The organism is Hydrogenovibrio halophilus DSM 15072, from assembly GCF_000384235.1.
Lineage (GTDB): Bacteria > Pseudomonadota > Gammaproteobacteria > Thiomicrospirales > Thiomicrospiraceae > Hydrogenovibrio > Hydrogenovibrio halophilus.
This window is the reverse complement of record NZ_KB913033.1, coordinates 158,500-173,832: the sequence shown is the minus strand read 5'-3', so window position 1 is coordinate 173,832 and position 15,333 is coordinate 158,500. Positions and strand designations below refer to the sequence as shown.

General features: G+C 56.1%; 13 protein-coding genes. 5 read left to right on the top strand and 8 right to left on the bottom strand.

Annotated elements, in window-relative coordinates; translation table 11 throughout:
• Nucleotides 1-14: 14 nt before the first annotated feature.
• The 3 genes from uvrB (at nt 15) to A377_RS0100830 (ending at nt 4,142) form a co-directional block, all read left to right on the top strand.
• Nucleotides 15-2,051, top strand: a complete 2,037-nt coding sequence (uvrB, locus tag A377_RS0100840) for an excinuclease ABC subunit UvrB (protein WP_028485149.1) — start codon at nt 15-17, stop codon at nt 2,049-2,051.
• 170 nt (nt 2,052-2,221) lie between these two features.
• Nucleotides 2,222-3,016 (top strand): L,D-transpeptidase Cds6 family protein, encoded by a 795-nt coding sequence (locus A377_RS0100835; RefSeq protein WP_157760657.1) that lies wholly within the window; start codon nt 2,222-2,224, stop codon nt 3,014-3,016.
• Nucleotides 3,003-4,142 (top strand): L,D-transpeptidase family protein, encoded by a 1,140-nt coding sequence (locus tag A377_RS0100830; protein ID WP_019894171.1) that lies wholly within the window; start codon nt 3,003-3,005, stop codon nt 4,140-4,142. The genes A377_RS0100835 and A377_RS0100830 overlap by 14 nt, the downstream gene beginning before the upstream one ends.
• 73 nt (nt 4,143-4,215) lie before the next feature.
• On the opposite strand, the gene A377_RS12535 is transcribed toward A377_RS0100830, so the two are convergent.
• From A377_RS12535 to A377_RS0100805, 5 genes are all read right to left on the bottom strand, one after another.
• Entirely contained in the window at nt 4,216-5,130 is a 915-nt protein-coding gene (locus A377_RS12535; protein ID WP_019894170.1) for a M14 family zinc carboxypeptidase, read from the bottom strand.
• A 12-nt stretch (nt 5,131-5,142) separates the two neighbouring features.
• Nucleotides 5,143-6,282 carry a PilT/PilU family type 4a pilus ATPase gene (locus A377_RS0100820; protein WP_019894169.1) on the bottom strand — a complete coding sequence of 380 codons (1,140 nt, stop codon included), beginning with the start codon at nt 6,280-6,282 and terminating at the stop codon, nt 5,143-5,145.
• A gap of 8 nt (nt 6,283-6,290) precedes the next feature.
• Nucleotides 6,291-7,331 (bottom strand): type IV pilus twitching motility protein PilT, encoded by a 1,041-nt coding sequence (locus tag A377_RS0100815; protein ID WP_019894167.1) that lies wholly within the window; start codon nt 7,329-7,331, stop codon nt 6,291-6,293.
• A 135-nt stretch (nt 7,332-7,466) separates the two neighbouring features.
• On the bottom strand, nt 7,467-7,919 hold the full coding sequence (locus tag A377_RS0100810; protein ID WP_019894165.1) for a DNA polymerase III subunit chi: 453 nt from the start codon (nt 7,917-7,919) through the stop codon (nt 7,467-7,469).
• 1 nt (nt 7,920) lies between these two features.
• On the bottom strand, nt 7,921-9,402 hold the full coding sequence (locus A377_RS0100805) for a leucyl aminopeptidase (protein WP_019894164.1): 1,482 nt from the start codon (nt 9,400-9,402) through the stop codon (nt 7,921-7,923).
• Between the two features lie 181 nt (nt 9,403-9,583).
• On the opposite strand from A377_RS0100805, the gene lptF reads away from it, so the two are divergent.
• Both lptF and lptG read left to right on the top strand, forming a co-directional pair.
• Nucleotides 9,584-10,666 (top strand): LPS export ABC transporter permease LptF, encoded by a 1,083-nt coding sequence (gene lptF, locus A377_RS0100800; RefSeq protein ID WP_019894163.1) that lies wholly within the window; start codon nt 9,584-9,586, stop codon nt 10,664-10,666.
• Nucleotides 10,663-11,802 (top strand): LPS export ABC transporter permease LptG, encoded by a 1,140-nt coding sequence (gene lptG / locus A377_RS0100795; protein WP_019894162.1) that lies wholly within the window; start codon nt 10,663-10,665, stop codon nt 11,800-11,802. Before lptF ends, lptG begins: the two co-directional genes overlap by 4 nt.
• Here lptG and A377_RS11540 read toward each other — a convergent pair.
• From A377_RS11540 to A377_RS11535, 3 genes are read right to left on the bottom strand one after another with little or no spacing between them, the layout of a single operon-like run.
• The gene (locus tag A377_RS11540; protein ID WP_019894161.1) at nt 11,782-13,368 is read right to left on the bottom strand and encodes an ArnT family glycosyltransferase; all 1,587 of its coding nucleotides are present in this window, start codon (nt 13,366-13,368) and stop codon (nt 11,782-11,784) included. The two genes, lptG and A377_RS11540, sit on opposite strands and share 21 nt — an antisense overlap.
• The gene (locus A377_RS0100785) at nt 13,369-14,457 is read right to left on the bottom strand and encodes a glycosyltransferase family 2 protein (RefSeq protein WP_019894160.1); all 1,089 of its coding nucleotides are present in this window, start codon (nt 14,455-14,457) and stop codon (nt 13,369-13,371) included.
• Nucleotides 14,454-15,320 (bottom strand): lysylphosphatidylglycerol synthase transmembrane domain-containing protein, encoded by an 867-nt coding sequence (locus A377_RS11535; RefSeq protein WP_019894159.1) that lies wholly within the window; start codon nt 15,318-15,320, stop codon nt 14,454-14,456. The genes A377_RS0100785 and A377_RS11535 overlap by 4 nt, the downstream gene beginning before the upstream one ends.
• Between the last annotated feature and the right edge of the window lie 13 nt (nt 15,321-15,333).

Here is a 15,333-nt window from a genome sequence, read left to right as displayed (position 1 = left end):
ATTTGAGAGGGATTGTGGCGAAACGTTTCAAGATGGTTTCACAATACGAGCCGGCTGGGGATCAGCCTGGGGCAATCAATGCATTGGTTGAGGGGCTGGAAGACGGCGAAGCCTTTCAGACGCTGCTGGGTGTGACCGGCTCGGGCAAAACATTCACCATGGCCAATGTGATCGAACGGGTCCAGCGCCCAACCATTATCATGGCCCACAACAAGACCCTGGCGGCGCAGTTGTATGGTGAGATGAAAGGATTTTTCCCGGACAATGCGGTGGAATATTTTGTCTCCTATTACGACTATTATCAGCCGGAAGCCTACGTGCCCGCTTCGGACACCTACATCGACAAAGACGCCTCGGTCAATGAACAGATTGAGCAGTTGCGCTTGTCGGCCACCAAGGCCCTGATGGAACGGCGCGATGTGGTGCTGATTGCCACCGTTTCCGCCATTTACGGTCTGGGGGACCCGGACCAGTATCTGAAAATGATTCTGCAACTGCGTCTGGGTGACCAGATTCCCCAACGTGAGATTCTGGAAAAACTCAGCACCATGCAGTACAACCGCAACGAAACCGAACTCTGGCGCGGGACCTTTCGGGTGCGTGGGGATGTGATCGATGTGTTTCCGGCCGAAGCCGATGAGTTTGCGATTCGGATTGAGCTGTTTGATGACGAGGTGGAGGCGCTGGCATGGTTTGACCCCCTGACGGGCGAATTGATCAGTCGTCCGACCCGGATCACGGTCTACCCCAAGTCCCATTATGTGACCCCGCGCACACAGATTCTCAAAACCATTGATCAGGTCAAAGTCGAGCTGGTCGAGCGTCTGGCCGATTTGCGCGAGCGCAGCAAGCTGGTCGAGGCACAACGACTGGAAGAACGCACCCGTCTCGACATTGAGATGATGGCCGAACTGGGCTATTGCTCGGGCATCGAAAACTATTCGCGCTATCTGTCCGGCCGGGGGCCGGGCGAGCCGCCTCCGACGCTGCTGGATTATCTGCCGCCGGATGCGGTGATGATGATTGACGAAAGCCATGCCACCATTCCGCAGATTGGCGGCATGTACAAAGGCGACCGTTCGCGCAAAGAGAACCTGGTCAACTACGGTTTCCGTCTGCCGTCGGCCATGGACAACCGTCCGATGCGGTTTGATGAGTTTGAACGGGTCATGCCGCAGTGCATTTTTGTCTCGGCCACCCCAGCCAAATACGAAGCCGAGCACCAATCGAAAGTGGTCGAGCAGGTGGTGCGTCCCACCGGTCTGGTCGATCCGGAAATTGAAGTGCGTCCGGCGACCACGCAAGTGGACGATTTGTTGGGCGAAATTCGCAAGCGGGTCGAGGTCGAAGAACGGGTGCTGGTGACCACCTTGACCAAACGCATGGCGGAAAATCTGACCGAGTATCTGGAAGAACATCAGGTTCGGGTGCGCTATCTGCACTCGGACATTGACACCGTCGAGCGAATTGAAATCATCCGGGACCTTCGGCTGGGTGAGTTCGATGTGCTGGTGGGCATCAACCTGTTGCGGGAAGGTCTGGACATTCCCGAAGTGTCGCTGGTGGCGATTCTGGATGCGGATAAGGAAGGCTTTTTACGTTCGGACCGCTCATTGATTCAGACCATTGGCCGTGCCGCGCGCAATGTGGCAGGCAAGGCGATTCTTTATGCCGACAAAATCACCCGTTCCATGCAGAAGGCGATGGATGAAACCGAGCGCCGTCGGCACAAACAGATTGCGCACAATGAAGCCCATGGCATTACCCCGCAGAAACTCAACAAAAAAGTCGCCGACATTCTCGAAGACTCGCCCTATGCCAAAAAGCCCAGCCAATCACGGGCCAGAGATCAGGTCGCCGAAACGCAAGCCCCTTTTGCCATCGGTGAAGACGCCCACAAAACACCGGCCGAATTGGCCGCTGAAATCAAGCAGGTGGAAAAGAAAATGTACAAGGCAGCCAAGGATTTGGATTTCGAAGCGGCGGCCAGTTTGCGCGACCGAATCAAAACCCTCAAATCCTCTATGGTCGGGGTCGGTGATTTGCGTTAGAATAGACCGGCTTATATCAATACAAAATTGAATTTTTTCAAGTTATTCCGGCTGTGCCTTTGTTTTAGGCGCGCCCCAACCGTTTGAGGCTGTCGTTGATTGACATGGACCGACACGTTTGCACGCCAAGGCATGACTGTGCCCGAACTCATCAATGTTTGACCACCCGGTTGTTTCAAGCACTGGTTTTATTGTTCTTTTTGTGGGGTGTGATCTCATCCGCCTGGGCGCAGGCCGAGGACTTTCCGTCCCGTTTCGAGGCCGCCACCCAGGCTGCGCAGTCCGGCGATTATCAAATGGCGTTGGAACGGCTGGAGGCGTTGAAAGCCGATTTTCCTGATCACTTGGCGGTGCGCAACAACCTAGCGGCCACCCTGATGCAACTGGAACAATACGACCGGGCCCAGCAGGAACTGGAAGCGGCGCTGGCGGAAATTCCACAGGTTCGGGTGTTGCGCGAAAATCTTGCTCAGGTTTATGCTTATCAGTCGCAGCAAGCCTATCAGGCCGTATTTGACACAGAGTTGCGCCAGCCCGATCCAAAGTGGGAGCTGAGTGCCCAGACCGAGATGCAGACGGTCGAAAACCGAAGCCTTCGTCAACTTGAACAGGCCATGCAAACCGTGGTCAATCGCACTGAGTCCTGGCGCAAGGCCTGGGCCGGACAGAATCTGCAGGCCTACCTGAACTACTACGTGTCCGATTTTCTGCCGGACGACCATAAAACCCACCAGGCCTGGGTCGCCAATCGAGAGGCCAGTTTGAGTCGCCCGGAATTCATCCGCATCACCCTGTCAGACATTCAAGCCATTCCCCTGGGGCATCAGTCCATTCAGGTGAGTTTTGATCAGGCCTATCAGTCGGACTTTTTTCGCGACCAGGTGCGCAAAAAACTGATCTGGCACCTAAAGGAAAACGGTCAGTGGCGGATTGCATTAGAGGAAGTAATCAATGTTTCTCAATAAGCACCTGATGCCTTTTCGCCACAAAGCTTTGTTCAAACGTCTGCGGCCCTGCCTGGCTGTCTGCGGGCTGGCGCTTTCCTCGCCGCTGCTGGCACAAGACGGCTTTACGCTGTTGGCGGAAGAAAAATTGCTGACCGGGCTTTCCGCCCTTGAACAGGGGGCGATGGAACCGGCCGTGACCGATTTGAGTCAATTGGCCGCAGACATGCCGGAATACAAATTGGCGCAATTGCTCAAAGCGGAATTGCTGGCGATCAAAGCCGGTCAGAACCGAAGCGTGCTGGCCCAGCGTGAGCGCCATGCCAAAACCATCGATTCACTGGTGACCGAAGCCAAAGTGCGCTGGCGTCAGAACAGGGAAGTGCTTTCAGCGCAACAACAACGCGATCACATCCTGTCTCAATATGTACTCAAAACCAGTCAGGAACCGTTTCTGGTGATTGTGGATGCCGAGGCACATCGTCTGTTCCTGTACCAGCAGCAGGAAAACGGTTACGAAGAAGTTGGCAGTTACTATGTCACCCTAGGTGAAAAAGGCACGGGCAAGCAGGTTCGTGGTGACAAGAAAACCCCGGTCGGGGTCTATCAGATTGTCAAACAGTTGCCGGACGAAACCCTGCCGGAACTGTATGGGGTTGGGGCGTTGACGCTGAACTACCCCAATACCTGGGACAAAGGCAAAGGGCGGACAGGGTCGGGAATCTGGCTGCATGGCACGCCCAGAACCACATACAGCCGTCCGCCTCTAGCCAGTCGTGGCTGTGTGGTGCTCAACAATCCGGCCATGGAAAATCTGCTGTTTCGCTTTGGCCTGAACCAGACCACGCCGGTGATCATTGCCGAAAAAACGCCCGTGCGGACCCAGGCCGAAATCAATGACCACAAACAATCGGTTCTGACGCGGATCAATCAGTGGTTGCGTGAAGACTCGCCTTATCAGGTGGACTGGTCGGAAGTCAGCGTCTACGCCTACCCAGGTGAACTTGGAGTGTATTACGTCAGTTTTCCGGTGGGCAACGAAGACAGAGTGGAACAGTATTGGCGCGAAGCCGATCAGGGACGCTGGCAACTGGTTTATGAAAACACCATTCCGGCGGCCAATCTGCCGCGGCTGAGTCAGAAGTGATGCTTGCCTACGGTCGTTGACTCGTTGACTCGTTGACTGTCAGTCCCACACCGTCGTTTCCAATCCCTTCGCTTTACAACTCCTTTTCCTGCTGGCGAATTTTCGCTGCGGCCCAGCTTTCCAGATCCTTGAGCATTTGATCGATTTCGTCCGGCGTGGGCATGCGTCCGGCGGAACGCAGTTCCAGCGTCAGTACCGGAATATTGAGGTGTTCGCCGGCATAGCGTCCCAGTGATCCCGGATAGGTCCCCAGAGATCGGTGTTTCAAGTGGCCGATGCGATTGGGCTGGGCGTGTTCCGGTCCGTCATAGTCCAACAGCCCGTAGGGCGCATGCACCGAAATAATGGCGTCAGGACGGAAGCGTTTGATCATTTGCACCATCCACTGGGTTTCGGGTTCGCTCGCCGCCTCTTTTCCCGGATAGCGACGCGGATTGCCGCGGTAGTGATTCTGCCAGGTGGTCAGGGCCGAGTCTTTCCAATCCGGGGAAGGGAAGTTGCGATTGAGATCGACGCCGTTGGCATTCATGCGGGTGGCTGGCGATTGAAACAATCCGTCCGGGTTGGCCAATGGCAGAAACAGCCAGTGATAATGCGGCTGGGTGCGCTCTTTCAACAGTTCCTGCAGCCACAGATAGGTGATGCTGATGGCGGCGTATTCATCGCCATGAATGCCGCCGATAAACAGAATCCGCCCTTTGGGCGGCTGGCCATTGCCTGGGCGCACCTCTTTGTAGAGCAGCGGACGTTCTTGCGAGGATTCAAAGCGCATGCTGGCATGCAGGTCAAAGTCCAGGCAGGTTTGTTTCTGAACCGTGCGCAGTTTGTTGGCCCATTCCTCACACAAAGGGGCAACGCGTTCCGGTGCAAGCGACACCGGGGTAGTCAGCGGAGGATGAGTGGTTTCCGCCAGCACAGGCAATGACCAGGCCTGGTAAAAACACCAGACGGTCAGGGCCAGAATTGAGTTGGTTTTGAGAGTCGTCATGGTCGTTGGCTATCAGGCGTCCGGTTTGATGCTTAAGGAGGCGCTTTGGCTTTGCAGAGCCTCGGGCAAGGGTTTCTGGCTGCGCAGTTTGATTTTGAGTCTCAGGTCGTTCACCGCATCGGCATGACGCAGGGCGTTTTCATAGCTGATCTGATCGGTTTCATACAGGTCGAACAGAGCATGATCAAAGGTCTGCATACCTGGTTCCTGACTGTTTTCCATCGCGGCCTTGATCTCATTGACGCGCCCTTCAAAAATCAACTCCGACACATAAGGCGTGTTGTAAAGCACTTCCAGCGCCGCGACCCGGCCACCGGATTCGCTGGGGATCAAACGCTGGGAGACGATGGCTTTCAAGTTGAGCGACAGGTCCATCAGAACCTGATCGCGTTTGGCCTGGGGGAAAAAGTTGATGATGCGATCCAGAGCCTGATGCGCATTGTTGGCATGCAGGGTCGACAGGCACAGATGCCCGGTTTCCGCAAAATTGATCGCATGCGACATGGTTTCCTGTGCCCGGATTTCACCCAGAAGGATCACATCAGGCGCCTGGCGTAAGGTGTTCTCAAGGGCCTGGTTGAAACTCTCGGTGTCCACGCCCACTTCGCGTTGGGTCAGCAAACTTTTCTGGTGACGATGCACAAATTCAATCGGGTCTTCAATGGTGATGATGTGCCCGCTCTGGTGGCGGTTGCGATGGTCGATCATGGAAGCCAGGGTGGTGGATTTCCCGGAACCCGTGGCCCCGACCACCAGAATCAGGCCGCGTTGCGCCATCACCAGTTCGCCCAAGTCCGATGGCAGATTCAATTCGCTCAGTGTTGGAATGCGCGAGGCGATGCGCCGAATCACACAGCCGACCTGCTCCTGCTGAAAAAACGCATTCACTCGGAAGCGTGCTGAATCGCTCAACCGATAAGAGAAGTTGAGTTCTTTCTGAGCGTGAAATTGTTCCTGTTGAGCCTGCGTCATCAGTGCCAAAGTTAAGGACTGTGATTGAGTCGATGTCAGAGATTCCTGTGTCAATGGCGTGATTTGGCCGTCCAAACGATGGCTGACCGGGGCTTCGGCGGTGATAAACAAGTCCGAGCCGCCTTGTTGGAAAAAGGCGTTCAGGAGGGTTTTTAGTTGTGTTTCTGAAGTTTGGCTCATTTGAATACTCAGCGTAGAAATTCGTCTTTGTTGACGGCTTTGGTGCGCGCCTCTTCCAGAGAAATTTTGCCAGCATTCACCAATCGGCGCAAATCCTGATCCAGTGTCTGCATTCCCAGTCTGTTGGAGGTCTGAATCATCGATTGCATTTGCGGGACCTTGTCCTCGCGAATCAGATTGCGAATCGCCGGCGATCCCAGCATGATTTCATGTGCGGCGACACGCCCGCCGCCGGTTTTTTTAAGCAAAGCTTGAGAAATGACGGCTTTCAGAGATTCCGACAACATCGCACGCACCATCGGTTTTTCGCCAGCTGGAAATACGTCAATGATCCGGTCGATGGTTTTGGCGGCCGAACTGGTGTGCAGGGTGCCCAATACCAGGTGCCCGGTTTCGGCCGCCGTCATGGCCAGGCTGATGGTTTCGAGGTCACGCATTTCCCCCACCAGAATCACATCCGGGTCTTCGCGCAGGGAGGAGCGCAGGGCCGAGGCAAAGCTCTGGGTGTCGCGATGCACTTCACGCTGGTTGATCAGGGATTTTTTGGGGGTGTGCACAAACTCGATCGGGTCTTCGATGGTCAGAATGTGCGATTTTCGGGTTTGGTTGAGGTGGTCCACCATGGCCGCCAGAGTAGTGGATTTCCCCGAACCTGTGGGGCCGGTGACCAGAACCAGGCCACGGTGTGTTTGAGCAATGTCTTTGAAAATGTCTGGCGCATTCAAGTCGCTCAGAGACAGAACTTTGCTCGGAATCACGCGAAAGACCGCGCCGATGCCCCGGTTTTGTTGAAACACATTGACCCGGAAACGTGCCACTTCGGGTAATTCAAACGAAAAGTCGATTTCCCAATCACGCTCAAACAGTTTGCGTTGGGCATCGGTCATGATGTCGTAAGTCATTTCATGCACGGCTTTTGCCGAGAGTTGTTCCGCATCCAGACTGCGCACATCGCCATCCTGGCGCAGCATCGGTGGCATGCCCGCAGAGAGATGCAGGTCTGAGGCGTTCTGTTCAACCGTAAAATTCAGCAGTTGCGTGATGTCCATCAAGTGCTCCTGTCGGTCAGAGTGCGATGAGTATTGTTGTGAGTGTCTGTTTGTGACTTTTCATTTCTCGGCTTTTCGCCGAGTTCTACGTTTCTCGATCATTCGCCGAGTTGTTCGGTTCGTACAAAGGGTGCGTTATAACTTGTGCGATGTCGGTGTCAGTCCCAGTTGCTTGTATTGCCGCCAGCGTTTTCGTCCCAGTTCAATCCGTTCCGGGGTCTGGTCCAGCACCTCGATCAACCGGTGGTAACGGGCCGTGGTAATGGCCTGTTCCGGGTCCAGCTCTGGATTGAGGTTGATCAGAACGTCATTGCCCGGTGTTTGTGGAAACGCCGTGTGAATCTGAAACGGGGCCGGCATCTCCGCGTTGACACTGCAGGGGACAAAGCCTTCCGGGCGCATCCCCCAAATATCGGTCTCCAGTTTCAACGCCGTGGCTTGATCCGCGACCAACAGGTCTGCCCGGCGCGACTGACGGTGAATTTTATGGATCAGCTTGAGCACAAAGCGATCAAGTTCGGCCGGGTCCTGTCCCGGCAGGATATAAAAGAGGACGTCCTGATTTTCCGGGCGCTGTGCGGCACTCATATCAATCGGAAGCGTTGGTCAGGTAATGAACCAGCGCGGCAACGGGTCGGCCGGTGGCGCCTTTGTTTTCGCCACTGTTCCAGGCGGTGCCGGCAATGTCCAGATGCGCCCAGTTCGCCTCTTTGGTAAAACGGGCCAGAAACTGACCGGCAGTGATGGTGCCTGCGCTGCGCCCACCGATATTGGCCATGTCGGCAAAATTGGATTTCAACTGGGCGTCGTATTCTTCCGCCAGAGGCAATTGCCAGAAGCGGTCATAGGTGTGGTTGCCCGCCGCCAGAAGCGCGTCAACCAGCGACTGGTCGTTGCCCATAATGCCGGACATTTCGTGACCCAGAGCAATGATGCAAGCCCCGGTGAGCGTGGCCATGTCAATCACCTTTTCAGGATGGTAGGTCTGCTGGGCGTAGGTCAGGGCGTCACACAGAATCAGTCGGCCTTCGGCGTCGGTATTGAGAATTTCAATGGTCTGGCCCGACAGGGAGGTGACCACATCACCGGGTTTGATCGCCGTGCCGGAAGGCATGTTTTCGGTCGAGGGAATCACGCCGACAATGTTCTGATTGGGTTTGAGTCGGCCAATGGCTTCAAAGGTGCCCAGCACGGCTGCAGCACCGCCCATGTCGTATTTCATTTCGTCCATGCCCTGACCGGGTTTGAGTGAAATCCCGCCGGTGTCAAAGGTGACGCCTTTGCCCACCAGTGCGATCGGGCGCTGGTCCGGGTCGCCGCCCTGATAGGACAGGCAGATCATTTTGGGCGGCGTGCTGCCACCCTGGGCAACGGCCATAAACGCGCCCATGCCCATTTCAATCATCTGCTCACGTTCCAGAATGGTGACCTCAAACCCATACTGTTGCCCCAGTTTTTGGGCGGTGTCGGCCAAATGAGTGGGGGTGCAGAAATTGGCGGGGGTGTCGGCCAGGTCCTGCGTCATTTTCATGCCATAAGCCGAAGCCTGAGCCTGGGTCAAAGCGTCGTCCATATCCGGTGATTGGCTGAAGAGCGTCACCTGGCGGACACAGGTTTCCTTGGGCGTGAAATCGCCGCGGCTCGGGTGCTGATAGTCGTAGAGTCCATGCTGCAAAAACAGAGTGTTCTGGTAAAGTGACCAGGCCTGGTCCCGGCTTTCCGGCCAGACAGCGCTCAACACCGACAACACTTGCTGTGCACCGGTCTGATGCAGTTTGTTGGTGGCGGCTTTCAAAGCGCTGCGGTAGGTTTTTTCCGTGAGTTTGGCCGGGTCGCCCAGACCAACCAGCAGAAGACGCTGGCAGCCAGCGTCCGGGTTGTCCAGCAACAGCAGGGTGCTTGCGGCTGCGGCGTCGAAATCCTTTTGTGTGACCCATTTTTTCACCGCCTGCTCCAGCCCCAGCGTGTGAAGCTGCGAGATCGGGTCGCCTTTTGAAAACACGGGGACCACCAGAGTGTCATAGGCGTTGGTGTCTAAGGTTTGGGTCAACGTAAACTGGATTTCTTGCATGGAGGCTTTCCCTTTGGTTTGAGGCGTCAGACGGGTCAGAGCGGAGCACTCGCCGCCCGAAGGGGAAGGCGAGAAAGTTTTTTCCGCATTTTATCGCGTCTCTGGCTCGTGCCGCGCTCTCAGTTTGTATAATGTCGTCTATCTGATAATTGCCCATTATTCTAACCGTTGGTGGTTTTTTTTGCGAATTCTTGACCGGTATCTGTTTCGATCTCTTCTGGCCACTTTGCTGGCTGTGCTCAGTGTGTTGCTGTTGGTGACATTCGGCTCGGAGGCCACTCGTTTGCTTGCGGTGGCGGTCGAAGGCGAAATTCCACCAGGCCTGGTATTTTCCCTGCTGCTTTATAACATTCCGCCGGCGCTGGAGATCATTATGCCGCTGGTGGCCTTGCTCAGTGTGATGCTGACCATGGGGCGGCTGTATCAGGATCAGGAAATGGTGGTGCTGCAAAGTTGTGGCGTCTCGCTGCGCTGGTTTCAGCGCCGCTTGCTGCTGTTTTTGCTGCCGTTGGTGATGATGACCGCGTGGGTTAGTGGCTGGGTGACGCCCTGGAGTCACGAGCAGTCGCGCCTGATTATGGACGATGCCCAATCCATGTCGCCGGTCAGGGCACTGACTCCCGGCCGGTTCAATGAACTGCCCAATGGTCAGGGTGTGTTTTATGCCCGGACTCTGAGTCAGGACTCGGACATGAGCGATGTCTGGATCAAATTGCCGGCCAGCAACAAGCGCGGGGAAACGATTCTGATGGCTCCGGAAGGGCGCTTTGAAACCATCGATGGCCGCATGGCACTGGTGCTGTTCGACGGTTCGGTTTATGAACATCTGGACCAGCCGCAGGAACTGGCGGTGCGGACGTTCGAACGTTTTGAAGGCTTTCTGCCCAGCTTTCAGTCGGTAAAAACCCCGCCTGACGAAGAGGAATTGAGCAATCAGGCGTTGCTGGCATCAAGCGAGCCCAAGCATCAGGCGCTTTGGCAGTGGCGCCTCAGTGCGCCGATCAGTGTGTTGGTCATGGGGCTGATCGGGTTGAAGCTCAGCCGAACCGGGCCGCGTCAGGGACGTTTCGCCAAGGTGGCGTTGGCGTTGGTGTTGTATGTGACTTATTATCAACTGGTGATCAGCCTGCGCTCAATGATGGGCGATGGGGAATGGCCGGTGGCCATCGGGCTTTGGCCGATCTGGATCGCGTTTTTGCTGTATGGGCTGACCCTGAACGGTCCGCGGATATTTGGGTTCAAGCGCGTCGGGAGGGCCGGATGAATCGAATCGAGCGTTATCTGGGCCGGGTACTGGTCCAGCACGCCTTGCTGGTGTGGCTGGTGTTGTTGAGCCTGTTTGTGTTTTTTGAGTTTCTCAATCAGCTCGGCAAAATGGAAAAGGACTACGGGCTGGCTGAGGTGCTGCGTTTCAGCCTGTTTAAAATGCCCGTTTATGGCTATGAAATCTTTCCGCTGGCGGTGCTGATTGGGGCCTTGATTGGTCTGGGCGGGCTGGCCAACCAGTCCGAACTGGTGGTGTTGCGGGTCACTGGCTGGTCTTTGCCCCGCATCTTCTGGGCGGTCATCAAATCGGTGGCGCTTTTGTGGGCGGTGTTTTTTGTGCTGGGCGAAGGCCTGGCCCCCAAGTCGGAGATGGCCGCAGAAAAAGTGCGGGTGGAGGCACTGCACAAAAACTTTTCCATCGGTCAGAGCAGCGATCTCTGGATCCGGGAACAGAACCGCCTGCTCCACATTGGCCGGGTGGTCTCGGAAAAGGTGTTTTTGAATGTGACCGTGTACGAACTGGATGGTCAGCGTTTGCAGAGCTGGACCCAGTCACCGCGCGCCGAATACCGCAATGAGCAGTGGCAATTGATGCAGGCCAGTCATCATCGCCTGACCTGGCAGCAGGATGCCGCAGTCACCGAAATATTGAATCAGGCCCGGGCCGCGCTGGATCAACCCGGAGAGGTTGTCCATCGTTGGATGCAGCTGGAACACGAATCCGTTGCCCGGTCGCCACTGCAATTTGGTTTGTCGCCGGAACAATTGCAGAGTTTGAGCGTCAAAACCCGTCTGATGGGGGTGCTGGACCTGTATGCCTACATCGATTTTCTGGAGGCCAATGACCTGGAGGCGGAAGCGTTCAAGCTGGCTTTCTGGCGCAAAATCGCGATGCCGTTTGTGCTGCTGGGCATGCTGATGATGGTCTTTCCGCTGGTGTTTGGTTCACAGCGCCAGGTCAGTATGGGGCAGCGGGTGTTTGTCGGTGTGCTGATCGGTTTGAGTTTTCACCTACTCAACCAGTTTTTTGGCAACCTGAGTGTGATCTATCAGTTGCCGACTTTTCTCGGGGCGTTCATGCCTTCGATGGTACTGGTGGCCATTGCCGGGGTGTTACTGGTCCGTCTGCGCTGAACCGCTATTGGCCAGACGCTCAATCAACACCACAGCGTGTTTCTGATAATGCACCTGGTAAGCAAACGGGATATCGGACAATTTGCTGACCTGCGTCAATGCCAGCTCACCGGGTTCGGGTGCGCGGCTGGGCGTGACATCCCGGTAATAAAAACTGAAACTGGGTCGGTTAAAGCGCCAGAGCACCGCGGGTTTTTCCAGAGATTTCGCTTTCAATGCCGCTTCCTTGATCGGGCCTTGCTGCAGTTGTCCGGTGACCGGCAGCACCAGCGTTAAAAACGCCGCCATGACCACCAGGGCCGAGCCGATCAACCGTTGCGTCGTCGGCCAGCGCATCGCCGTCAGTGCGAGCATCACCAGGGTGAAGCCCGTCATCCATGCATACCAGTGAACGTCATTGGCCGTCTGGTCAAAATTGGCCAAAATGCTGCGATAGAATGGCTTTTCCACCTCGCCGGAAAAATGCATCAGAAGGGTGGGCAACAGCCACAGAAGCGCCAGCATCAGCCAGCCCGGCCAGAGCAGCCAGCGACTGGAAGACAGTTGTGAGTGATACACCGAAAGCCAGATCATCAGCCCCGGCAGGCCGTAATTGATGTAGTGGGGCAGCTTGGTGCCCGAAAAGCTGAAAAAAACCACCACCGACAGCAGCCAGACCAGACTGAACTGGCGCAGGCTGTCCGATGCCCAGCCCCCGCGTTGCTGTGCGACCGGTTTGAGTAACGCCCAGAAGGGCACAAACGACAGCAACAGCACAGGCAGATAGTAGAATACCGAGCCTTCATGCTCCTCCATCGCGCTGTCAAAGCGTGACAGATTGTGCTGAAAGAAAAAGCCATCAATGAACGCATCGCCCATCTTCAGGTATTGCAACACATACCAGGGCAGGGCAATGACTAGCAGCAGAACCCAGCCGGGCAGAAAAAAGACCGCCCGAAACCAGTCCTGCCAGCGCCGGTTGAGTGCGAAAAAGATCAGCGAAATCAGTACCGGAAAAAACACCGCGACCGGCCCTTTGGTCAAAAGTCCGAACCCCATCAGCGCATAAATGAGATAAAGCAAACCTTTGCGTGGCTGGGTGTAATGTTCAAAAATGGCCAGCAGGGTCGCGGTCAGAAAGAAAATCAGCAGGGCATCGGCGGTTGCGGCCTTGAAAATCAAGCCGATGTTGAGACTCAAGCCCGTCATGGCGACGGCCAGCAAAGCGGTGGTCGTATCACAGTGACGGCGCACAAACGCAAACAGAATCAGAAGGGTCGCAGCGCCGGCCAACGCCGAAGGCAGGCGCAGCGCCCATTCATTCAGACCAAACAGGCCGACGCTGGCCGCCTGAAGCCAGTGAATCAGCACGGGTTTGTCAAAGCGCGGCTCGCCATTGAGCCAGGTGGAAACATAATCGCCGCTGACCAGCATCTCCCGAGTGGCTTCGGAAAAGGCCCCTTCGTCCAGATCAAACAGCGGTACGGCACCCAGTTGAAACAGGGTGCTGACCCAGATCACGGCCAGCAGCCAAAGCCAGTGGGAAAGAGAAACCGCCGGAAGAACTTTGTGCGTTGTGGCGTTCATTCAATCACTCTGAGATGGGGCGTGAGTATCGAAAGGCGCTGTTCTGGAACCCGAGAGATTCGAGGCCTGCCAGCCCTTTTCGGCGGCGGGTTTGGTGTCGTCGGCGTTCATCACCGTGTAAAATTTGCGATCAGAGGCCGAGTAATAGATGCGAGTGATCAGTTCGGCCAGCACCCCGGTCAGAATCAACTGGACCCCCAGAATGACCAGCATTACCGACACAATCAACAGCGGACGTGTTCCGATGTCCTCACCCATCAGTTTGATCACAAACAGGTAAAACAGTCCGAGCCCTCCCAGGCCGCCTGAGACCAGTCCGGCCTGACCGAAGAAATGCCCCGGACGCCCGCGAAAGCGCATGTAGAAATACATAAACAGCAGATCGATGATCACCCGAAAGGTGCGCGAGAGGCCGTATTTGGATTCGCCGTGAATGCGCGGGTGGTGTGTGACCACTTCTTCTTTGATGCGGTCCGGGTGGGTTTCGGTCGCCAGCCAGGCCGGAATGAAGCGGTGCATTTCGCCAAACAGGGTGATTGACTTCAACACCTTGGCGCGAAAGGCTTTGAGCGAACAGCCGTAATCATTGAGTTTGACCCCGGTGATTTTGCCGATCAGACGGTTGGCGATCCGCGAAGGAATTTTGCGCAGCCACAAGCCGTCCTTGCGGTTTTTGCGCCAGCCGGCCACCAGATCAAGGTCGTCGCGGATCAAGCGGCGCACCATGCGGGGAATGTCCACCGGATCGTTTTGCAGATCGCCATCCAGCGTCACAATGACTTCGCCCCGGGCCGCATCAATGCCCGCCTGCATGGCCGCGGTCTGACCGAAATTGCGCTGAAGATGGATCGGGTGCAGAAAGGCATGTTCAACCGACAGGGCCTGCAGGCGCTCATAGGTTTGATCGCGCGAGCCGTCATTGACCAGAATCAGCTCCCATTGGGATTCAAAACCGTCCAAGGCGTCCATGACTTTGTCCACCAGTGGCTGCACATTGTCCTGTTCGTTGTACAAAGGGATGACAATGGAGACGGTCGTCGCGGCCCCGTTTGTCATCTCGGTCGCCGTGTCGGTCGCGGTGTCGGTCATAAGGTGTGTCTCTTCTCGGTAGTGGAATTGGGAACGGGCAGCCATTGCGCCAGCATCAGGCCCAGAACGCTGGCGCCCAGAATCAGCAGATGCACATTGACCGCGGCCGCCAGCAAATCTTTGGCGTCCATTTCGGCCCAGATCAAGGGCAGCATCATCCCGGCCTCGTAGGTGCCAAAACCGGCGATGCCGTGAATGGGCAGCACACTGGACAGTTCACCGCCAATGGCGGCGGCCAGTGCAATCGTTGCGGGCACGTCGCTCATTGCCTGAATCACCAGAATGAATAATACCAGCTTGACCCCCCAGTTCAACCAGGTCAATCCCCAAAGTTGGATCAGCAGGCCCAGCCGGTGCGGCAAACCGGCCAGAGCCTGATCCAAACGCGCGGAGCGCTGCCGGTTCCAGCGTTGCAGTCGCCGCTTCAAAGCAAACGTCAGCAGCGGCAAACTCAGTGTCAGCAACGCCAGAGGGACCAGCGCCCAGTGAGGCCACAGGGCCCAGACCAGTCCCAGTCCCAGCATGACCAGAGTGTGAAGGTCCATCAGGCGCAGCCAGAGCAAACTGGCCAGAGAGCGGCTGTAACCGATGCCGAAATAGCGCTTGACCAGCAAAGGATAAGACAACTCGCCCGAGCGCATGGGCAGAAAATTGTTCCAGGCGGTATGATTGAGCACCAGTTTGTCACAACCCAGACGGGTCAATGGCCCTTGATGCCGAAAATAGTAGTAGATGCGCAAAGCGCGAAAATGGTAGCTCAGCAGCAGCATGACCAATACCAGCACCACCTCGAACAAACTGAGCGTCTGCCAGGCCTGCCACAGGCGAGGCCAGCCCAGCCACCAGTGAATGACCGCAACCACGGCGATCAGAAAC